At 61.5% G+C, this 21419-nt stretch carries 12 protein-coding genes; 1 reads left to right on the forward strand and 11 read right to left on the reverse strand.

Features of this window, described 5'->3' with window-relative positions:
• Positions 1-19: 19 nt before the first annotated feature.
• The 10 genes from AC1D1M_RS07840 to AC1D1M_RS07885 all read right to left on the reverse strand — a co-directional run bounded on the left by AC1D1M_RS07840 (position 20) and on the right by AC1D1M_RS07885 (position 9151).
• Complete coding sequence (locus AC1D1M_RS07840; protein ID WP_477775184.1) at positions 20-1006, reverse strand: type II secretion system F family protein; 987 nt, start codon at positions 1004-1006, stop codon at positions 20-22.
• Entirely contained in the window at positions 1003-2445 is a 1443-nt protein-coding gene (locus tag AC1D1M_RS07845; RefSeq protein ID WP_477775185.1) for a CpaF family protein, read from the reverse strand. Before AC1D1M_RS07845 ends, AC1D1M_RS07840 begins: the two co-directional genes overlap by 4 nt.
• A gap of 3 nt (positions 2446-2448) precedes the next feature.
• On the reverse strand, positions 2449-3669 hold the full coding sequence (locus tag AC1D1M_RS07850; RefSeq protein ID WP_477775186.1) for an AAA family ATPase: 1221 nt from the start codon (positions 3667-3669) through the stop codon (positions 2449-2451).
• Complete coding sequence (locus AC1D1M_RS07855; protein WP_477775187.1) at positions 3663-4157, reverse strand: TadE/TadG family type IV pilus assembly protein; 495 nt, start codon at positions 4155-4157, stop codon at positions 3663-3665. Before AC1D1M_RS07855 ends, AC1D1M_RS07850 begins: the two co-directional genes overlap by 7 nt.
• On the reverse strand, positions 4157-4636 hold the full coding sequence (locus AC1D1M_RS07860) for a TadE/TadG family type IV pilus assembly protein (protein WP_477775188.1): 480 nt from the start codon (positions 4634-4636) through the stop codon (positions 4157-4159). Before AC1D1M_RS07860 ends, AC1D1M_RS07855 begins: the two co-directional genes overlap by 1 nt.
• Positions 4637-4644: 8 nt before the next feature.
• The gene (locus tag AC1D1M_RS07865; protein ID WP_477775189.1) at positions 4645-5979 is read right to left on the reverse strand and encodes a TadE/TadG family type IV pilus assembly protein; all 1335 of its coding nucleotides are present in this window, start codon (positions 5977-5979) and stop codon (positions 4645-4647) included.
• Positions 5980-6054: 75 nt separating this feature from the next.
• Positions 6055-6879 (reverse strand): Flp pilus assembly protein CpaB, encoded by an 825-nt coding sequence (gene cpaB / locus AC1D1M_RS07870; RefSeq protein ID WP_477775190.1) that lies wholly within the window; start codon positions 6877-6879, stop codon positions 6055-6057.
• A 15-nt stretch (positions 6880-6894) separates the two neighbouring features.
• Positions 6895-8223, reverse strand: coding sequence for an AAA family ATPase (locus AC1D1M_RS07875; protein ID WP_477775191.1), 1329 nt, complete (start codon positions 8221-8223; stop codon positions 6895-6897).
• A 2-nt stretch (positions 8224-8225) separates the two neighbouring features.
• Entirely contained in the window at positions 8226-8750 is a 525-nt protein-coding gene (locus AC1D1M_RS07880) for an A24 family peptidase (RefSeq protein ID WP_477775192.1), read from the reverse strand.
• Between the two features lie 194 nt (positions 8751-8944).
• Entirely contained in the window at positions 8945-9151 is a 207-nt protein-coding gene (locus tag AC1D1M_RS07885) for a Flp family type IVb pilin (protein ID WP_477775193.1), read from the reverse strand.
• 409 nt (positions 9152-9560) lie between these two features.
• On the opposite strand from AC1D1M_RS07885, the gene AC1D1M_RS07890 reads away from it, so the two are divergent.
• Positions 9561-10430, forward strand: a complete 870-nt coding sequence (locus tag AC1D1M_RS07890) for an AraC family transcriptional regulator (protein WP_477775194.1) — start codon at positions 9561-9563, stop codon at positions 10428-10430.
• Positions 10431-10552: 122 nt separating this feature from the next.
• Here AC1D1M_RS07890 and AC1D1M_RS07895 read toward each other — a convergent pair whose 3' ends face one another.
• A complete protein-coding gene (locus AC1D1M_RS07895; RefSeq protein ID WP_477775195.1) occupies positions 10553-21343 on the reverse strand; it encodes a peroxidase family protein in 10791 nt (3596 codons plus the stop codon).
• Between the last annotated feature and the right edge of the window lie 76 nt (positions 21344-21419).

The following is a 21419-nucleotide window of genomic DNA, read 5'->3' on the forward strand; positions in this document are numbered from 1 at the left end:
TCCCGGTAGCGAATACCGCTTAAACCTGAATCCGGATGATTTTGCGAATCCAGAAAATCCCGATCAACATGGCGCAGAACGCCCCGATGATCAGCTTGTGACCGGTGGGATCATTGATAAGCACAGGCAAATAACTGGGAGTGGTGAGTATGATCGCGATCGCCAGCACAAAGGGAACAGCCACCAGCACCCAGGCCGACATGCGCCCTTCCGCCGACAGGGTCTTGACCTTGCGCTGGAAGCGAAAGCGCCCGCGAATCAGGCGACTCAGACGCTCCAGCACCTCGGTCAGATTGCCGCCGGTCTCGCGATGGATGAGGATCGAGGTCACCAGCATCATCACCGTCATGCTGGGCATCCTCTCCAACAGGCCGAGCATGGCCCGGCGCACATCGTTGCCATAGTTGATATCGGCGAAGGTCAGGCCGAACTCATGAGCGACCGGCCCCTTGTGTTCCTCGGCCACCAGGCGCAGGGTTTCGTTGAAGGGGTGCCCGGCGCGCAGAGCGCGGCACATGGCATCCAGTGCATCCGGCAGGCCTTCCTCGAACTCAGCGAAACGCTTGCCACGGTCGCGAGAGATTTTCAGTATGGGTAACCAGAAAATCGCGAACCCCGCCACCAGCGCCATCCACCAGACTGGAGAAACCATCCAGATCAAGATGCCCGCCAAGCCCCCCAGCACCAGCCCGAGCAGCAATACCCGATAGGCCCGGTATTCGTGCCCGGACTGCTCAATCATCTGCGTCAATGCTTCCATAAAGGGCAGCTGCTCAAGCCTGGCCTCCAGAGGCGACAAACGCGTCAGGTACTTCTGCCTCAACACCGTTTGCATGTTGGGCAAATTATTGGCTTTCTCCATTACGTGCAGGCGGCCGCGGATGCGCTTGCGCATCTTGCCGGCCTCGCCAAACACCGGCACAGCCACGCTCTGGGACAGGAGGAAGACGGCAATAAACACCATGCCGAGGAATATCAGAATGAATTCACCAGGAATACTGTTCATGACTGCCGTGCCTCCATCCACTCAGGCCTGAACATCGCAAGCGGCAACTCGATGCCGCGCTTGGCCAGCACATCGCGGAAGGCGGGAATCATGCCGCTGGGCCGAAAATCACCGAGTACTTCGCCGTTTTCGCTCACGCCGTGGCGCACGAAGGAGAAGATTTCGGTCATGGTGATGATCTCGCCCTCCATGCCGTTGATCTCCTGCACGCTGACCAGGCGGCGCTTGCCGTCCTCCTGGCGTTCCAGCTGGATGACCACTCCGATGGCCGAAGCGATCTGTTGGCGCATGGCCTTGATCGGAAAGGTCGCCCCGGTCATCGACACCATGTTCTCGATTCGCCCCAATGCATCGCGTGCGGTGTTGGCGTGGATCGTGGTCAGCGAACCGTCGTGACCGGTGTTCATCGCAGTCAACATGTCCAGCGCCTCGGCGCCGCGCACTTCGCCGATCACAATACGGTCCGGCCGCATCCGCAGGCTGTTGCGCACCAACTCCCGCTGGCTTACCTCGCCGCGCCCCTCGATATTCGAAGGCCGGGTTTCCAAACGCACCACATGCGGCTGCTGCAGTTGCAGTTCAGCCGAGTCTTCGATGGTGACGATCCGCTCGTTGTGCGGAATGAAACTGGACAGCACATTGAGCATGGTGGTCTTGCCGCTGCCGGTACCGCCGGAAATCAGCACGTTCAAGCGCCCACGGACAATCGCCTTGAGCAGCAGGGCAATGGCCGGGGTCAACGCCCCCACCTGGATCAGGCTGTCGGTATTGAGCAGGTCCACGGAAAAGCGCCGGATCGACATGCTCGGGCCGTCGATGGCCAGCGGCGGAATAATCGCGTTGACCCGCGAACCGTCCTTGAGCCGCGCATCCACCAACGGCGAAGACTCGTCGATACGCCGACCCAGGCTGGAAACGATGCGGTCAATGATGTTCAGTAAATGCCGATCATCGCGAAAACGCACATCGGTGCGTTGCAGCTTGCCGAAGCGCTCGACATACACTGAGTCATGCCGGTTGACCAAAATGTCGGACACACTGTGATCGGCCAGCAGCGGTTCCAGAGGCCCCAGACCGAGCACCTCGTCGGTGATCTGCTTGATGATCAACTGGCGGCTGGAAGTACTCACCGGTGCCGAATGCTCATCGAGCAGGCGCTGGCAAATATCGCGAATCTGCCGTGTGGCCTCAGCCTGTTCAAGGGAGTCCAGCAAGGACAGATCCATGACCTTGAGCAACTGTTGGTAAATCTTTTCTCGCCACTCGGCTTCCACCGGGGTGACCTGACTTTTGGTTTCGTAAAGAACGTCCGGCGTTGCGCGCTCCCACGCCATTATTTCCTCTGCCGGATCCGGCAGGTCATCACCCGGCTGGTTAGCCGGCGATGAGGCGGGTTTACCGGACTGTTTGCGCAAGCGGTTACGAAAGTCGCTGATCATGGGTCACCCCCCGAAAAAACGGTTGAAGGCGCGTTTGAACACGCCTTTGTTTCCAGCCATCTGGTTGCCGAGCAGGTCATCGGCCACGTTGCGCAGGGCAACGGTGATCGCCGCCTTCGGCGCATGCAGACCCAACGGCACGCCAGTGTTCTGACTCTGGCTGACCAGGTTGAAGTCGTTGGGTAATTTCGACAGGTTCGTGCAGCGCAGCGCCTCGCCGATATCCTTGAGGCTGACCGCTGCCGTCTTGTCATAGCGGTTGACCACTATCTGCAATTGATCCCCACGCACGCCCAGGTCTTCGCGAAGAATCCGCACCAGGGAGCTGGCATCGCGCAGATGGCTGACGCTCTGCTGCACCACCACGTACACCCTATCCACCTGTTCCAGCACGGAACCGGTGAGGTGGTCGATTTGCCGCGGCAGATCGATCACTACCCAGTCATAGCTGGCGCGGGCCAACTGCATCAGGGTATCAAGTTGCTCGGGTTGGGCATCCTGCGGCAGACACAGCTCACCGGCCCGGCCACCCAGCACATGCAAGGTCGGGCTGAAGTGGCTGCAAAAACCGCGTAGCGCAACACTGTCCATGCCGTCGATCTGATGCAACACCTCAAGATGGCTGTGCGTTTGCGCCACATCCAGATAATGCGTCACGCTGCCAAATTGCAGGTCCATGTCCAGCAACAGGGTACTGCCAGCCTTCATGCTGAGCTGCTGAGCCAGGTTGCAAGCCAGCATGGTGCCGCCGGATCCGCCCTTGGCGCTGATCACGGCGAGCAATTTCCCTTCTGTCCCGCTGCCGGTCCGAACCTCCATGACCAACCGATTCAAGGCGGCGACCAGTTCGGTCTCGGCGACGGGTTCCGGCAGCACGTCACGGGCGCCGGCCTGCATCGCCAGGCGCATGCCTTCCTGTTCGCTCAGCAGCCCGCACACCAACATCGGCGGACGCTCATGGGCCGGGCGCTGCAACAGGGCCGCCAGCTCCTCGCGCCACAGGTGGCTGACGCGCAACAGCAACAGATCGGGCATCCGGTCCAGACCGTAGAGTGGGTCGACATGCCCGTTACTCACCAGCCGAGTACTCACCTCCAGGCTGGGCATGCGTTGGCAGACGCCTTGCAGGTCGCGCAACGACGTGGCATCACGGCTGCTGATCAGCAGCCTGAGCCCGGCTTTGCCGGTCGAACTGGAGAGTGGCGTGTCCCTGGTATTCAGCATGGCGTGATCTCCCCGGAGTCGGAATGACGCCCGAGGCTTTCACGTGGCAACGTTGCCCTGAATGCGGGCAAGGTAATGGGCACGCCGAACCCGGGAATGAACAGATTGAAAACGAAGTTTTGCAGGCTCAACCGGACATAGCGGATGGCACGAAAACCATTGACGCTGACCAGGTCAGCGGGGTTGGCCACCAGAGCACCGTTTACGTCCAGATAGGTCAACGTCAGGTGGGTGGTGGCCAGATTGCCGATCAGTTTGCTCGTACCTGCGTCAGTCGCGGCATTGAAAATCGCTCGCCGCAACACCACCGGATCGCTGATATTGCACACCGCCGCCAGGCGCGTACCACGGCGCACGGCTTCATCCAGCGCATTGACCGTAAAGTACAGGCGGCCCATTTCCACTACGCCGAACAACAGTGTGAACACCAGCAGACCAATGACGGCGAACTCCACCGTGTAGGTGCCGCGCATATGTTTTCTATTCATCACAAGGCCCTCATCACGGTAGTGGCGACCAGCGGAATGCCCAGTGCAATCTGATTACCAAAAAAACCGGGAAGCGCTCCGGCGCAATTGCCAGCGCCAATCACCGGGCAGAACGTGTAAGTGATGGTGACCCGCACATGGTCTGTGCCCACTGCCGCGACGTCCACGTTGTCAGTCGTCAACCCTGACACCACAGCGGTCCCGGTGTTAGCCGGCACGCCATACACCGCAACGTTTTTCGTCTGGGTCAGTAGCGTATCGCTCAGAGCGACCGCACCCAGCGTCGAGTTCCAGGCATTGCTGGCGACGAAACGGTCGGCATCGCGGCTGGCCTGCAGCAGCAGGTTGTACTGATAGAGCATGCGGCCGAACTCGCCGAAGGCCAGTAATAGCAACAGCAACACCGGCAGGACCAGGGTGAATTCCACTATGGCCAGGCCTTGCTGGCGCTGCCGATATTTAAATCCGTGACGTCTCATGACGCCTCCTACGAGTCAGTGCTCGGAGTGCCGCTGCCGTTGAGATAGGTTTTGTAGAGCTGAATGATCTGCGGGCCGGAATCGGTTGACGGCGAGGGGCCGGCCACGTTGTCGCCTTCGCACTCCTTCACGAACTGTCCGAAGATCTCCGCTTCCCCGCCGCCGCCGTCCATGGGCTGCACCACGAAATAACAGCCAAAACCGAGGACGGGGATCGAGGTTGAACCATTATTTTTCCCGGCGCAGTTGCCCACCACGATTTTCAGCATCCGGCGCTCGAACACCCCATTGCTCTCACAGCCACTGGCCCCTGCCACACACGCGGCAACGCTCGTACGCCAGTCGTTATAGTCCAGTATCGCGTTGCCGCCCGCCGTGAGGGTGCCATTGCTCGAGGTGACGGTTTGCCCCTGGTACTTCGGGCCTGTGCCGTCGTCAGTGATTGCGGGGGTACTGGACGAGGTCACCAGGTCCGGCGGATAGGCCGAGGCACTGATCTGGCCGCCTTCGTAGATGCCGAAGCGAGTATTCAGGCCTTGAGACGCAGGGCCGACCTTGTTGCCAGGTTCGGTCGCCACGTTGTCTCCCACACTGCGGCAGACCTTGCCGCCTCCGGCCATCTCCTCCCTGACCGCATTGCCGCCCGAGCCAAAATCGAGCAACTGAAAGTTGCCTGGACCAATGGGCGAATTATTGCCGGAAGCCGTCTTCAATACCTTCAAATCACCAAACTGGAAGCCCCAGAACATACCAGCGCCCGGGTTGTATTGAGTCGGGTCGCCACAGACCATCAAAGGCGCGAGATCGCAGGGGCTGGTAGGGCTGGGTCCCGCGGTGGCAATCGCCGCCACCGCTTTGGCTCCCAGGCCGCCAGAGCCGAATGTCTGGGCGAAGTTCCAGAAAAATCCCGTCAGGTTATAGCTCGGTACCGATACCCGAACGTATTTGGCATCAGCCGGCCCGGGATAGGAGAACGGGCCATAGACACTGCTTGCCAGTTCCACCACTGCAAATGCACCGGCGTTGCCGCCGACCGCCGTGGCCAATTCGTTGTTGCCCGTGGCATTGGCATTCTGTATGAGCGTAAAGAGCGCGGCGGTACGCGTCGTGCTGGCACTGTTGATGCCACCCTCCACCTGACTCAGGGTTCTGGCGCCACTCAGGGCGGCGGCGTCCACCGCATTCTGCAGGCGCGTTTTGTTCAGCATCATATGCCCGCCGTCCAAAGCCAACGCCGCCATCATGGCCATCGCCGCCAACGCGATCACCATCAATACGCTCACCGATCCTTCCTGGCGCCTTGGCGTCGAAGTGAACGGCCGCTGAATACGAAGATTCATCATCAAGCCCTCGATTGCCGATACTGATCCGGATCGGCTCCGCCAATACCGTGGTGCCCAGAGACCTGTTGCGTCCCGTCAGCGAATGTTGACTACTTTGGCTTCGATCCCGCGGATAACGGTGATACCCCCGCCCTCGCCACTGCTGCGCTGTACCACGCGTTTTGGCGCCTCGGCGGTGGCCACAGCCATGGCCGGGGCAGCAGGTGCAACAGGCGTAGCTGGCGCAACGGCCGGGCTTTTCTTCTCGAGGTTCAGCGGGTTACGCAGTGCCAGTTGCAACTTGCCTTCCGTCTGCGCCGTGACCAGGGCTTCGGCTTCAGCGGCCGACATCTCCAGCGTCACTGCGCGCACCACTACCGGTTGCGTCTTGTCGGTACCCGCAGTCTGATCCACCGCCAACACCCGCAAGTTCTCGAGGATGGTCCTGGACGTGGCGCTGTTACTGCCCGAATTGGTGGTTTTGGTCGCCAGTACATCGACCCGGTTACCCGGTAACAGGAATCCGCCGACACCGACCACATCGTCCACACGCACCGATATGGCGCGTTTGTCAGGAGCAATCAAAGAGGCCAGGGTGCTGCCCCCCAAGTGCTCGCTCAGACGCGCACCACGCACGATGTCGCCCCGCAGAATGTCGAACGTTGCGATCTTGCCCACGGTTTTTTCGCTGGCATCGAAGGCATCGTCCGGGATCGTATCCATGGGCATGCGTACGGTCGTGACCTGCTGGGCCTCAACCATCTGTCCGAATGGAATCTCTACCGTGGCGACTACCACGCTTCGCAGGTGGTCATCCGGGCTGGCATTGAGCCGCGCGCTCAACCAGGAGTCGGCCATCCATGCAGCCCCAAGGCCCATGGCCAGGGAAGCGCCTATCAGGGTAAGCGTACGAGAGCTCATGTCAGTATCTCCGTATCAAAGAAAGTCGAGCTGGACGAAGTAGTTGTGCCAGGCCCATTCCAACTCTTTCGGTGACAGTGGTCCGGAACCGCCGATATAACGCTGGCGATCGAGCGCCATGTTCAGGAGATCGCGGGGATGGCAAGGCACCAGGGGCATGCCTTCACTTGCATACAGCCTTTGCAGCACATAACGCACCAGCAGCGGGTCATAGGAAATGCCCAGTCGCTCGCTTTCCTGACGCCAGATCTTTTCGTACTGCTCGGGCTTCAGGTAACCGAATTGCAGCTTGTAGCCAATCCGGCGAAGGAAGGCCTCATCGGCCAGCTCCAGGGGATTGAGGTTGGTGGAAAACACCAGAATCAGATCGAACGGCAGCTCGCAATGCCGACCGCCGCCCAGGTTGAGGAAGTCGCGTTTCTCTTCCATCGGGACGATCCAGCGATTGAACAGCTCGGCGGGTGCCATGCGCTGGCGCCCCATGTCGTCGATGATGAACAGGCCATTACTGGCCTTGAGCTGCAAGGCGGCCTGGTATTGACGGGTGAAAGGGTCATAACGAACGTCCAGCTGTTCCATGCTCAACTCACCGCCCGTGATGACGATCGGGCGTTTGCAGCACAGCAGTCGACGGTCGATCCCTTCGTTGAGCATCAGGTTGTTCTGCTGAGCGTTGTCATCGAGCCGCTGATGCACCTGCGGGTCATAGATCTCGATCACCGACTCGTTGATGACGATGGCATAAGGAACCCATATCGCCTCGGCGAACAGACGGATCAGCCGGCTGCTGACATAAGTCTTGCCGGTACCCGCGGGGCCATAAATCATGATCGCGCGCCCGGAGTTCATCGCCACACCCAGTTGATCGAGCATCGCCTCCGTGAGCACTACACCCGCCAGGGCATTGCGCATATCGTTGGCGTTGATGCGACCATGGTGAATGGTCTGTAGCTTGATCAGGGAACGGTAGGTACTCACCGGGAAGGGTGCCGCACCGATATAGCCACTGCGCGACAGGGCATCGCGGGCGACGCTGCGTCCGCGTTCGGTCAGGCCATAACGCAGCGACTGCCCACCCGTTTGACTCGCCTGGCCCAGCACTTCGACTCGGCCATCCTTGCGCAGAAACGCCAGGACCTCTTCAAGTACCGCGCCGGTCAGCGCCAGGCGTTCCACCAACCGCGACATGTCCAGCACACCGGCATCGAACAAATGCTTGCACACCAACTCGCCGAGGAAACTGTCGGTCAGGCCGGTTTCGCGGACAGTGCAGGGCTGAGGAGCCAGGCGTTGCACCGCGCTCCGATCGCTGGGGTAGGCATCACTTTCGACTATGACGTGCATGACTAGCCTCCGAATCCACCGGCAACTTGCCAGTAGACGCTGTTCAATGTGCCGATCAATATTGCAATCGAATAGGGGAAAGGCTTGCCGGCTACTTCATCTGAAGTTGGCGCCAGATAAGCGTGCACCCTTAGAATCAGCCAATAGCGCCCCAAGGTCTGACGCAGTTGACCGCGAACCAACACGATCAATAAACCGCATACGCCGCCGGCTATCAGGCTGAACATTGCAGCCCACAACGCGAACTGGAACGGTAGAAAACTGCCGACCATGGCCATCAACTTGACGTCACCGGCAGCCATGCCGCCGAAGGCGTACATCGGCAGAAACAGCGCAAAACAGATCAGGATGCCCAGCAGGCTGTCACCCAATCCGCTGACACCACCTGAATACATTTGACCGATCAATCCCAAGGCAAGGCCCACCAGGACGAGCATGTTGGGAATACGGTGGTGAAGCAGATCGCTCACCACCGCCACGCCCAAAAGTCCTATCAGTAAAACCATCGATAGCATTTCCGTGGACATGGCATGTCTCCCTGCGGGTATCAATCGTTAGCACGCAACATTGCTATTGCCAGCCTTGAACAGAGAAGTGATTTGCGCTCTCTACGCAAAATTGACAGGGACAACGCGAAGTCCATTAAGAACGTTGCCGGCGCCCTATCAGAAATAGCGGCAACCGGCTGCCCCATGGACATCGACGCGTCCCCCAGCGGGAATTACGCTGCCGTGGTAGAGCAAGCGCTACCCTTAAGCGCATCGCACAGCGTCTGTATTTTGGCCTGAACCGCTAATCCAAGGTTCGAGAACAATCCGACAACAAGCGCCGTAACCAACCCTCCGGCTACCGCGTATTCCACAACGGTCAGACCATCTTCGTCGTTGATAAACTTCACTACCGAAGCCTTGATTGTTTGCATGATCATTTTGCCCACCTCACTCGAATGTTGTTTTTTCTGAGGCAGTACTTTCTGCGCTGCCTGATGCAACACTAGTCAGGGGCAAGGCATAGGCGTTAGGAAGATTTTGCACATCGCTAGGACTTTTTTGCGGGGCGGCCAAATACGGGTCATTGGCCTTTGCAGAAGTAACGGGAGGGGTAAACAAGGCGTGGCAAGGCCAAGGCAATTGCCATTGATTCACAAGCGACAAGCGGTTAAACCCGGTTCGTCGATAACACACCAACAAACACTCGCCCGGAGCTGCCTTCCAGGCAATCCATAGAGCGAATAGAACTAAAAATCGTCTTCCCTATCAGGATTAAATCTGCAAAGTGATGGCACCTTGGCAATACTCCTTAGCGAAGAGAGTCACCCAGAACCCCAGAGTAGAGACATGACGTCCAATTTGACCAAAAGGCCATCGCTCCTGTGGTTCGATCTGACTCATGATCGGTCCACGAAAGAACTCGTCGCGCAGTTCGAGAGTACCTGCGACTGCAAACTGGCGAAAAACTCCGTGCTGCCCATCGCGGAACAGGCAGACATGATCTGCGTCCATTTTGATCGCCCCGACACGCCAGGCTTGCGGCTATTGCTGGAGATCAAACGCACCACCCCCACCATCCCGATTACCATGTTCACCGTGCAGCACTCGGAGGAACTGGCTGTATGGGCCATGCGCTCAAGCGTCTGGGAGTATATGGTGCTCCCGCTCTCGACCACCGAGAGGAATCGTTACCTGACGGCGGTGCTGCAGCTCTGCGAGCTGCGCCGAAATGCCCACGGCCAGGGCAAGTCATCGCAGATCGACCACTCCCCGACTCTGCCGGAAAGTATCCGGCTGACCTCAGGGCACCAAAAACACCAGGCGCTGAGCAATGTCATGCTGTACATCGAACAGCACTTTCGAGACAGCATCGATCAGAGGGAATTGGCGCAGCGCTGCGGCATGACCACATTTCGCTTCAGCCGCCTGTTCAAGGAAGCCAATGGGCTTGGCTTCACGGATTACATCCTGGACAAGCGCATGAACTTCGCCAAAGATCTGCTCGACAACAGCCAGATGCCGATTACCAGCATCGGCTATGAGGCCGGCTTCAAGGATCCTTCCTACTTCGCTCGTGCCTTCAAGCAGTTCGCCAACTGCACGCCCAGTGAATACCGCCTGGCACGCCAAATCAAAGCGGCTGCTGCTACGCAACCGGTGCAGGATGACAAAACCACTGAAACGCTCGAAAGCCTGGTACAAAGCCTCAGCGGTTGATCTGGTTTTTTACGCGCAAACAAGAACGCCGCTCAATGAGCGGCGTTTTCGTTAAAAAAGGTGTGTGGCAACTGCCACACACCTCAAATTGCTTTGAACTCAACTTTGTCGAGAAGGCCTCCTTATCCCACCAGATTGAAGTCCGTCTGATCAACGGTCGCGCTGCTGACACCCACAAGGCGGATGGAGTCCACTCCGATCCCAACCACCGTGTCCGCCCCGTCAGCCGTTATGCTCACGTCGGCAGCGAACGTGGCGCTGCTGATCGCCAGCCCCGTGACATCGATCAAGTCCTGCCCTGCGGCCGGATTGGCTCCGAAGTTCAGGATTGTATCGTTGCCGAAACCCGCGGCAGCAAACACGAACGTATCGTTGCCGACGACGCCACTCATCACGTCGTTACCGCCACCGCCGGTGAGGACGTCGTTACCCGCACCACCCACGATTATGTTGGCGAGCTCGTTGCCGGTGCCCGCAAAATTACCGCTGCCGCCGAAATACAGATTCTCGACATCGGCACCCAGGGCGTAGTTCGCGAGCGAGGTCCAGACCGTGTCGCTGCCGGCACCGGCGAGCTCGTTCACCACGTCCCCAAGGTCGGCGACTTCGTAGACATCGTTGCCGACACCGCCAGCCATCGTGTCGGCACCTCCTGCGCCACCGATGAGGACGTCGTTACCTGCGCCGCCGCTGAGAACGTCGTTACCCGCCCCCCCCACGATCGTGTTGTCGAGCGTGTTGCCGCTGCCCGCAAAGTTGCCGCTGCCACCGAAAAACAGATTTTCGATGTTGGCACCCAGCGTGTAGCTCGCAAGCGAGGTCCAGACCGTGTCGATGCCGGCACCGGGGACCTCGGTCACCACGTCCCCAAGGTCGTCGACTTCATAGGTATCGTTGTCGACGCCACCGACCATCGTGTCGGCACCTGCGCCACCGATGAGGACGTCGTTACCTGCGCCACCGATGAGGACGTCGTTACCCGCCCCCCCCACGATCGTGTTGTCGAGCGTATTGCCTGTACCCGCAAAGTTGCCGCTGCCGCCGAAAAACAGATTCTCGACGTTGGCACCCAGGGTGTAGCTCGCGAGCGAGGTCCAGACCGTGTCGCTGCCGGCACCGGCGAGCTCGCTCACCACGTCCCCAAGGTCGGTGACTTCGTAGACATCGCTGCCGCCACCGCCGGCCATCGTGTCGGCACCTGCGCCACCGATGAGGACGTCATTACCCGCTCCACCCACGAGCGTGTTGTCGAGCGCGTTGCCGCTGCCCGCGAAGTTGCCGCTGCCGCCGAAAAACAGATTTTCGACGTTGGCACTCAGGGTGTAGCTCGCGAGCGAGGTCCAGACCGTGTCGTTGCCGGCACCGGCGAGCTCGGTCACCACGTCCCCAACGTCGGTAACTTCAAAGATATCGTCACCGAGACCTCCAGCCATGGTATCGGCACCCGCACCCCCAATGAGAATGTCATTGCCCGCATCACCATTGAGGATGTCGTTGCCGCCCAAGGCGTTCAGGATGTCGTTGCCATCACCTCCGCTGGCCACGTCGTCGCCTATCGTGCCGGTCCATATGTCGACACCCGCGGTACCGACAAACAGATCACCGACCACTGTCGTTGCGGCAGAGGTGACTTGCTCAATTGTGCCGAGGTCATCGGTGTAACTCGCGACGACACGCAGTTGCTGACCGGTCTGCGCCTGGCTGGGCGTGAAGGTCGTGCCCGTCGCGCCAGCGATGTCGGTAAAGATCGCACCGCTCCCCACCTGCCACTGATGGGTAATCACCGAGGTCGTAGTCCCGTTGGCGTCGGTGAACGCATCCGTGGCGGTCAATCCCAAGCCTGGCGTCGGGGTCGTATCGCTGATCAGCACAGTTCCAACCGGCAGGACATTGACGGTGCCGGTACCGGCCGGCGTGATCGGTGCGGTCGGCGCCGAGAACACCTCCTCCAGCACGCCATTGGCGTCCTTGTAGACCGCCCTGACGCGCAGCGCCAGCCCGGCTGCCACGACGAGTTCCGGTATAACCGGCACGGCACCAATGAGGGTCGCCGGTGGTGGGACCCTGAGTTCCGTGCCCACCGTGACGGTCGTGCCCTCCGCGCGCGCGACCTCTCCGGCGGCAAAGAAGGTGATGTCTTCGAAGACGCCCGAGCCTGGGCGCGCTTCGAACTGCCAGAAGAAACTGATGGGCCCGGCGATCGCGCCGCCGGTCGCGGTATTGTCGGCATCCGTGATGTCTGCCGCCGATACCGTCAGCGTCTGGCCGACGGCGGGCGTAGGATCGTCGATCCTCAGCGAACCGACTGGCGCCGAGTTCAAACCGCCAAGCACGATCGCCTGATCGGAGAACTGCAACCGCTCGATATTACTGAGGGTGTCGATCCCGTCCCTGCCAGCGACACTGTCGGTGACCGTAACGGTGCCATTGACGTTTTCGACCACGGTGTAATCCGCAAAATTGCCGGAGTACAGCGCCGTATCGAAGTCGGGACCGGCCGCCGTCAGGATCTCGCGGACGACCTGGAGCTGGCCGGGGTTATAGGTACCGTTCAACATCAGCGGGACCAGGGGCGTCATGCTGTCGAAACTGGCAATTTCCGGCCCGGTGCCATCGATGTTCTGCCGCACACTGATGCGTACGTTGAGCCACTTGTCGCCGTCGATCAGGTCATCGCCGGCACGGCCTTCGATGACGTCGCTGCCGGCGCCACCCAGGACAATGTTGCCCCCGTCGAACTTATCGTCGGCTGTGCCGGCGATGCCATCCGCGCCGTTGCCGGCGCTGCCGACCAAGTCACGCAGACCGCTGATGAGGTCGAAGTTGGTGAGCACGCTGCCCGTGGCGCCAGCGATAGCGAGCGTTACCGCGGTGGAATCATCGCCGCTGAGGAAATCGGCGTGTGCCGATCCCGACAGCCCTTCCACCAGGTCCAGCCGGGCAAGGATCGACGCGGTGGAACCGGGCACCGCCGGCTGATCGAAGAAGCGCTGACTGGAGTTGAGGCCAATGGTCACGCCGACCGGATCGTCCTTGTAGGTCGCCCAGTCGTAACCGGAGAACCCGATGAAACGGTCCGCCTCGCTGGGGCTGCCGACCATGATGTCATCACCGCCTTCGCCGTCGAAGTTGTCCGGTCCGCCATCGCCCAGGAAGACGTCGTTGCCAATGATCGGATCGTTGCCGAATGGGTCGAAGTTGTCGCCGGCAACGCCATCGGCGGATCCGCCCTGGATCCAGTCGTCGCCTTCACCGCCGCGCGCGAACTCGTTCGCCTTGCTGCCGAGGATGAAGTCGTTGCCCAGGCCGCCACTGCTGTCGGCCGCGTCCTCGCCGGTGATGATGAAGTCCTGGCCGGCCTGGCCGAGGATCAGGTTGAGGCCGTTGCCGCCCTGGATGACGTCGTTGCCGTCCTCGCCGTGGATGACGTCGTCGCCGCCCATGTCGGTGATGATGTCGTCACCGGTACCGCCAAGGAGTTGGTCGTTACCGTAGCCGCCATCGATCCGGTCGTTACCGGCATCGCCATAGACCGTGTCGTCGTCCGAGTCGCCGGCAATGAGGATATCGTTGCCGGGCGTGCCGCCGAGCACGACCGTATCGGCACCGGTGTAGTGCAGGTAGTTGGTATCCAGACCCGGCGTGGCGGGGTTGTCGCGGATCACCAGCGGCGTCAGAAAATCAGTGCGCGGTGAGCCAATCGGGTGGACCGACGGGCCAAAGGGATCGGCGTTGACTGGCAGATCATCGATCGTGCCGACGATGCCGTCGGGCCCGGCCACCACGCTCGGGTTGTACTGGCGCGTCTGGTCGGTTTCCAGGATGTAGGCCGGCGTCAGGAAAACTCTGGCCGAGAGGTGTGTTGCGTCGGTATTGGCCATCACCAGATTGGCGAACGTGTTGTTCTCCAGTTCGGCGCCAAAGTCCATCGAGGCGGTGCGTTCCAGATAGTAGAAGCGGTCTCCGTCCTGGAGTTTCTCCATCTGGTTCTCGAAGACGAAGTTGAAGGTCGAGCCGAGCATGCCGCCAAAGGGCATTTTCTCCTCGGCCAGCCCGCCAACCCAGAAGTCGACGTTGTCCAGGCCGGTGATGGTCACGTCGTCTGCGGTGTTCAGAATACCGTCCGCACCGGCGTTGCTGGCCCAGGCACCCGTGCTGTTGAGGAAGTCGACACGGTCGGCCGGTGCGGTCGCGCCGCCTAACACCAGGTCCGCAGCCGCGGCGCGCTTGTCCGCCAGCGTGATGGCGCCGGTGATGGTCGCGTGCGTGCCGTAGGCGGCGATGAAGTTGATCAGCGATTCCGGATGCTTCATGTGCTGCACGAAATCGGCCCAACTGGTGTAGGGCTTGAGCTCTGCGTCGCCGGTAGGCCCATAGAACTCCCGCCGCGCCGCGTTCAGGGACGGAATGCCGGTATCGCGGCCGCGCGCCAGGTTGATGGCGGGCAGATCGAGCGGCAGGCCCAGCAGGTTGTTGCGCAGGGCTTCGGTGACGAACTCGTCAATCTCGTTGCCCACCTGGCGGGTCACGCCGCGCACGATGGCACCGGCCGCCTGTTCCGGAGTGGGGCCGCTGCCCGCGAACTCGAGCGGGTTGAGGAAGGCCTGAATCAGCCCGATATCGCTCGAGGCGAAGTTCGGATCCAGCCGATCGACCTGCTCCAGCAGCATCGAGTGCCCGAAGCGATAGACGGTGTGCGCGAACTCGGCAACGATGCTCGGATCGATCGCGGTGTCGTACACCTGGCCCGGGGCGAAGAAAGGATCGACCATCGGCTGGATCGTACGCGCGAACTCCTCGAACACCAGGTGCTGGTACTGCATCTCGGTGCCGAACTTCGCCGTCTGGAACAGGCGCTCGCCGTTCCAGTCGAGGGTCGAGGTGTCGGCGGGAACGGCAGTGACAGGCGTCAGCAGCCACTCGTTCAGGAACGACACGTCGCCGCTTGCCGCTGTCGCCAGGACCACCGCCATGGTGTGATCGACCAGACGGTTGTGCTCATGGTGGAAGATGGAATGGACGGTAGTCAGGCCGATGTTCTCGTTGACCCGGCCGTCGCCGGCAATGTAGTGCGCGTCCAACAGTTCGTTGTCGTAGAAGCCCGGTGCAGGCGTACCGCCAACAACAGTGTCCACATCGGGCAGGAGTGCTGCGCCGGTCACGTCGTCGATCGGAACGGCGGTGTGCGCGATGTCGTTGAGGAAGGCATGGCCGGTGCGCGCGGCGTTGACCAGGCTGATGGGCGCCGCCGGATTGCCTTCAACGAGCACATCGTCCGCCGTGCCGGCAATGCCGTCCGGGCCCAACATCACCACCTGTGGGAAACCATTCGGACCCTTGATGAAATTGCCGTAGGCGTCGGTCGCCAGCAGTGGCACGTTGTTGAAATCGGCATCGGTGAGATTGATGCCGAGCAGATCATGGGCTTGCGCCTTGACCACCTTCCAGGTGGCCATGCCACCGATCCCGACGTCGTCGGCCGTGCCGAACACGCCATCGGCGCCCAGATCACGATTTTCGATCAACTTGCCGGTGGCCACCGGATCGCCCGCTGCGTTGAGCTCATAGGCACGCAGGAACACCTGGTGCGAAGGATGCGAGCTGTAGGTCTGGTTCTGGTCGACAAACGGCGAGGTGGTGTTGGTGTTCTCGTGGATGTCGTCGGCCGTGCCCAGGATGCCATCGGGGCCGGGCTGATTGGTGGCGCGTGTCAGCACCATGAAGTTGGTCGGGCTACCGGGCACGAACAGCGGGTCATCCGGCTGCAGCGGAATGAACACGGTGCCTGAACCGCCCTTGGTGACGAGGTCCAGTCCATGGTCGAAAAACTGGCCGAAGAAGGTCATCCATTGGTTGAAGGGCGCGGTCAGGCCCGCGTCGGGGCTCACGTTCGAGTTGAAGAAGGTCTGGAACGTCGTGCCGTCGGTGCGGGTTCCGGTAATCACCTGTGATCCGACTTTCAAGACATCGTCAGCCGTGCCAAGGATGCCATCCAGACCCGGATCGAAGGTAGCCGCGACCGCCGCCGGGTTGGTGGCGGTCTGGTCGACGATCAGGTTGCTGATGGTGCGCGGCTGCGAGTCGTTCACCAGGCCGCTGGTCTGGGTGTAGCTCGTGCCGGCGTCGGCCGTACGGAAGTCCGGCGTGGTCAGGCGCGGGAATACGTTATCGGCGGCACCGAACTCGGGATGGAGCAGGTTGTTTTCGGTCCCTTCGACCGTGCGCAAACCGTACGGTACCCGTATGTTCGGCAGCAGAGAAACCATGTTCTCACCCGCCGCGTTGTGTTCCGCGATCTTGATCTGGTCAAGGATGAACGCCAGGTCCGATTGCGTGTAACGCACACCGTTGCTGGGGGCCGTGGTCTGCGGATCGATCAGCGAAGGCGCCGCTGCGGGGGCCGGCGCGCCGGCCACTACGGCCGTGGTCGGTGCCGAGAATACCTGCTCGGTCACGCCATTATCGTCCGCATAGATGCCTTTGACGCGCACTGCCAGGCCGGCAAGATCCGCCGTCACCGTGAGAGTGGGCGCGTCCGCTCTTGTAAATCCGAGACCGATGCGGCCTGGCCCGAGGATGATGTCCTCGAAGACGCCCGAGCCCGGTGCCAGTTCAACCTGCCATATGTAACTGATGGAATTGTTGATCCCACCGCCTGCGTTGTCGTCATCGGTGATGCCTGCCGCCGACACGGTCAGCGTCTGGCCTACGGTCGGCGCGGTGTTGCTCACCGTCAGCGCACCCACAGGCTCGGCGTTGACCCCCTGCACGAGGACCACTGCCTGATCGGAGAACTGCAGCCGCTCGATGTGGGTGAGACGGTCGGTTTCTTCCTTGCCGACATTGTCGGTCACGGTGACGACGTCGGTGCCGACGATATCGAGGGGAACGGCGGGATCGACGACGATGCCGTTGACGGCGATCGTGTAGTTCGCCAGAGGGCCCAGGAAGTTGACGGTGTCGAACGCAGCCCCGCCTGCGGATGTACCGGGCAGGATTTCACGCACGGCGACGAGCTGGCCGGGGTTGTAGGTACCGTTCAGCATGAGCGGGATCATGGGCACCATGCTGTCGAAGCTGGCGATCTCCGGCCCGGTGCCATCCACGTTCTGACGCACGCTGATGCGCACGTTGAGCCAACTGTCGCCGTCGATGAGGTCGCTGCCGCCACGGCCTTCGATGATGTCGCTGCCATCGCCGCCGAGGATGATGTTGCCCGCGCCGAACTGATCGTCGGCCGTCCCCCCGATACCGTCGGCACCGAATCCGGCGCTGCCGACGAAAGCCCGCAGGCCGCTGACAAGATCGAAGTTGGTGAGGATGCTGCCCCTGGCCGTGATGTTGGCGATGATGGCTGCGTTTTGTTCATCGCCGCGCAGGAAGTCGGCGAAGGCCGACCCCGACAGCCCCTCCACTTCCGCGAACCGGTCATAGACCGCATCGGGCGATTGCCCCACCGCGCCCACGATATTGCCCGCGGCATCGGGCACCGGGTGATACGGACTGAAGAACGGGGTGACCATATCGACGGTCACGCCGAACTTGTCATTCTTGTAGGTGGTCCAGTCGAACCCGGACATGCCGTCCATCTTGTCCTGAGCGTCGCTGGCGACGAAGGTGTCGTCGCCGCCCTCGCCGATCATTTCATCGAATCCGCCGGTGCCGATGAAGATGTCGTTGCCGGGCACATCGTCGGTTAATGTCGGGCTCGCGTTGTCGCCGGGTGCACCGTCCTGGGTGCCGCCCTCGATCCAGTCGTCGCCTTCGTTGCCTGTTGGCGCGAGGTTGACCTTGGCGCCGAGGATGAAATCGTCGCCCGCGCCGGCGAAGGTCATGGTGATGTCTTCGGTGGTGATGATGAAGTCTTTGCCAGCGCCGCCGAAGACCAGGTTGTTGAGGCCGAGGGTCGAGTTGCCGGCCTGGATGACGTCGTTGCCGTCCTCGCCGCGCAGGGTGTCGCTGCCGCCGATGTCGGTGATGATGTCGTCGCCCGCGCCGCCAAAGACGTTGTCGTTGCCGTAGCCGCCGTCGAGGCGGTCGTTGCCGGCGTCGCCATAGACGGTGTCGTCGTCCGAGTCGCCGGCAATGAGGATGTCGTCGCCGACCGTGCCGCCAAGCACGACCGTATCGCCGCCGGTGTAGTGCAGGTAGTTGGTATCCGGGCCCGCTGTGGCGGGGTTGTCGCGGATCACCAGCGGCGTGAAATGGTCAATCCGTGGTGAGCCAATCGGGTGCTCCGACGGGCCAAAGGGATCGGCGTTGGCGGGCAGATCGTCGAGCGTGCCGACGATGCCGTCCGGGCCGGCCACCACACTCTGGTTGAACTGGCGCGTCGGGTCGGTCTCCAGGGTGAAGGCCGGCGTCAGGAATATGTTAGCCGACAGGTGTGTTGCGTCGCTGTTGAGCATCACCAGATTGGCGAACGAATTGTTCTCAAGCTCGGTGCCGAAATTGAGTCCCGCGGTGCGCGCCAGATAGTAGAAGCGGTCGCCATTCTGCAGGTTTTCCATCTGGGTTTCGAAGACGAAGTTGAAGCTCGAACCCAGCAGGCCGCCAAAGGGCATCTTCTCCTCGGCCAGGCCGCCGATCCAGAAGTCGACGGAGTCCAGGCCGGTGGTGGTCACGTCGTCTGCGGTGTTCAGAATACCGTCCGCACCGGCGGTGCTGGCCCAGGCGCCGGTACTGTGCAGGAAGTCCAGGCGATCAGCCGGCGCCGTGGCGCTACCGAGCACAAGATCCGCAGCCGCGGCGCGCTTGCCCGCCAGCGTCGTAGCGCTAGTGATGGTTGAATGCGTGCCGTAGGCGGCGATGAAATTGATCAGCGATTCCGGGTGTTTCATGTGCTGCACGAAATCGGCCCAGCTCGTGTAGGGGGTCAACTGGCTGTCGCCGGTCATGTGGTAGAACTCGCGCCGCGCCGCGTTCAGCGACGGGATGCCGGTGTCGCGGCCGCGCGCCAGGTTGAGGGCGGCCAGGTCCAGCGGCAGGCCGACCAGGTTGTTGCGCACCGCGTCGGTCACGAACTCGTCGATCTCGTTGCCGACCTGGCGGGTCAGGCCGCGTACGATGGCGCCTGTCGCCTGCTCAGGGGTGGGGCCGCTTGTAGCGAATGCCAGCGGGTTGAGGAAGGCCGCAATCAGGCCGGTCTGTTGATTGCCCGCGACAGTCGGATTGCCGTCGCCGACGACGTTGAAGTTGGCATCGAAACGATCGACCGTCTCCACCAGCATCGAGTGACCGAAGCGAAAGACCGTGTGCGCGAACTCGGCGACGATCGACGGGTCGATCGTCGTGTCGTTGCCCATGGGTGCCAGAAAGACGTCCACTTGCGGCTGGATGGTGCGCGCGAACTCCTCGAACACCAGGTGCTGGTACTGCATCTCGGTACCGAACTTGGCCGCCTGGAACAACCGCTCGCCGTTCCAGTGCAGGGCCGCAATGTCGGCTGCCGTTACCGGCAACGCCGTCAGTTGGGCGTCGGGCATCAGCCACTTGTTCAGGAAGTCGAGGTCGGCGGAGGCCAGTACCGTCTCCTTGGTCTGATCAACCAGCCGGTTGTGCTCGTGGTGGAAAACGGAGTGAACGGTGGTCAGGCCGATGTTCTCGTTGACGCGGCCATCTCCGGCGATGTAGTGCGCATCCAGCAACTCGTTGTCGTAGGTGCCGGGCGCTTGCGGGCCGCCAATGACGGTGTCCGTGTCAGCCGTCAGGCCGCCGGTCGGATCGGCACTGTGCGCAATGTCGATGAGGAACTGGTGGCCGGTGCGCACGGCGTTCGTCAGGCTGATGGGCGCGGCCCGATTACCTTCGACGAGCACGTCATCGGCGGTGCCGGCAATGCCATCCGCGCCCTTCATCACGACTTGCGGAAGGCCGTTGGGCCCCTTGATGAAGTTGCCATAGGCGTCGGTCGCCAGCAGCGGCAGATCGAACACATCCGCATCGGTCAGGTTGATCCCGAGCAGATCATGGGCCTGGGCCTTGACCACCTTCCAGGTGGCCATGCCACCGATTTCGGTATCGTCGGCAGTGCCGAACACACCATCGACACCCAGGTCACGGTTGGTGATCAGCTTGCCGGTGGCGACCGGATCGCCGGCGGCGTTGAGCTCATAGGCGCGCAGGAATACCTGATGCGAGGGATGCGAGCTGTAGGTCTGGTTCTGGTCGACAAACGGCGAGGTGGTGTTTTGCTGTTCGTGGATGTCGTCGGCCGTGCCGAGGACGCCATCGGGGCCGGGCAGATTGGTGGCCCGCGTCAACACCATGAAGTTGGTCGGGCTACCAGGCACGAACAGTGGATCGTCGGGCTGCAGCGGAATGAACACCGTGCCGCTGCCGCCTTTGGTGACCAGGTCCAGGCCGTGGTCGAAGAACTGGCCGAAGAAGGTCATCCAGGCGTTGAAGGGCGCGGTCAGGCCTGCGTCCGGCGTGATATTAGGAATCTGGAAGACGGAAATGTCGTCGGCGGTGCCGAACAGGCCATCCAGGCCGGGGCTGGTGACCACCTGTGAATCCGGGTTGGCCGCTGCGGCCGCGACCGCCGCCGGGTTGTTGGCGGTCTGGTCCACGATCAGGTTGCTGATGGTGCGCGGCTGCGAGTCGAAGACGAAACCGCTGGTCTGCTGGTAGGAGGTCGGCGTGGTTCCGCCAGGATCAGCGGGGCCGAAGAAGCCGGCCGGCTGGACCTGCGCGGTATTGAACACCGGCGTCGTCATACGCGGGAAGAAGTTGTCGGCGGCACCGAACTGGGGATTGGCCAGGTTGTTGTCGAAGCCGGAGACGGTGCGCAGGCCGAAGGGTACTTCTACGTTCGGCAGCATGTCAGCCAGACTCGCGCCTGCCGCATGCCGTTCGGCGATGAAAATTTGTTCGAGAATGAACTCAAGATCGGACTTGATGAAGCTGGCCATGGCTGTTTCCTCGATGCTTGACTAGTCAGGAAACCACACGCATAAAACACGGCTGCAAACGCGTGGTTTAGTGTTA

The sequence above is a fragment of the Pseudomonas sp. P1_F7 genome, from assembly GCF_056405655.1.

Bases quoted from the DNA above. Each gene is read 5' to 3' on its own strand.
- AC1D1M_RS07840 (WP_477775184.1), bottom strand. From the start codon at position 1,006: ATGAACAGTATTCCTGGTGAATTCATTCTGATATTCCTCGGCATGGTG.
- AC1D1M_RS07845 (WP_477775185.1), bottom strand. From the start codon at position 2,445: ATGATCAGCGACTTTCGTAACCGCTTGCGCAAACAGTCCGGTAAACCC.
- AC1D1M_RS07850 (WP_477775186.1), bottom strand. From the start codon at position 3,669: ATGCTGAATACCAGGGACACGCCACTCTCCAGTTCGACCGGCAAAGCC.
- AC1D1M_RS07855 (WP_477775187.1), bottom strand. From the start codon at position 4,157: ATGAATAGAAAACATATGCGCGGCACCTACACGGTGGAGTTCGCCGTC.
- AC1D1M_RS07860 (WP_477775188.1), bottom strand. From the start codon at position 4,636: ATGAGACGTCACGGATTTAAATATCGGCAGCGCCAGCAAGGCCTGGCC.
- AC1D1M_RS07865 (WP_477775189.1), bottom strand. From the start codon at position 5,979: ATGATGAATCTTCGTATTCAGCGGCCGTTCACTTCGACGCCAAGGCGC.
- cpaB (WP_477775190.1), bottom strand. From the start codon at position 6,879: ATGAGCTCTCGTACGCTTACCCTGATAGGCGCTTCCCTGGCCATGGGC.
- AC1D1M_RS07875 (WP_477775191.1), bottom strand. From the start codon at position 8,223: ATGCACGTCATAGTCGAAAGTGATGCCTACCCCAGCGATCGGAGCGCG.
- AC1D1M_RS07880 (WP_477775192.1), bottom strand. From the start codon at position 8,750: ATGTCCACGGAAATGCTATCGATGGTTTTACTGATAGGACTTTTGGGC.
- AC1D1M_RS07885 (WP_477775193.1), bottom strand. From the start codon at position 9,151: ATGATCATGCAAACAATCAAGGCTTCGGTAGTGAAGTTTATCAACGAC.
- AC1D1M_RS07890 (WP_477775194.1), top strand. From the start codon at position 9,561: ATGACGTCCAATTTGACCAAAAGGCCATCGCTCCTGTGGTTCGATCTG.
- AC1D1M_RS07895 (WP_477775195.1), bottom strand. From the start codon at position 21,343: ATGGCCAGCTTCATCAAGTCCGATCTTGAGTTCATTCTCGAACAAATT.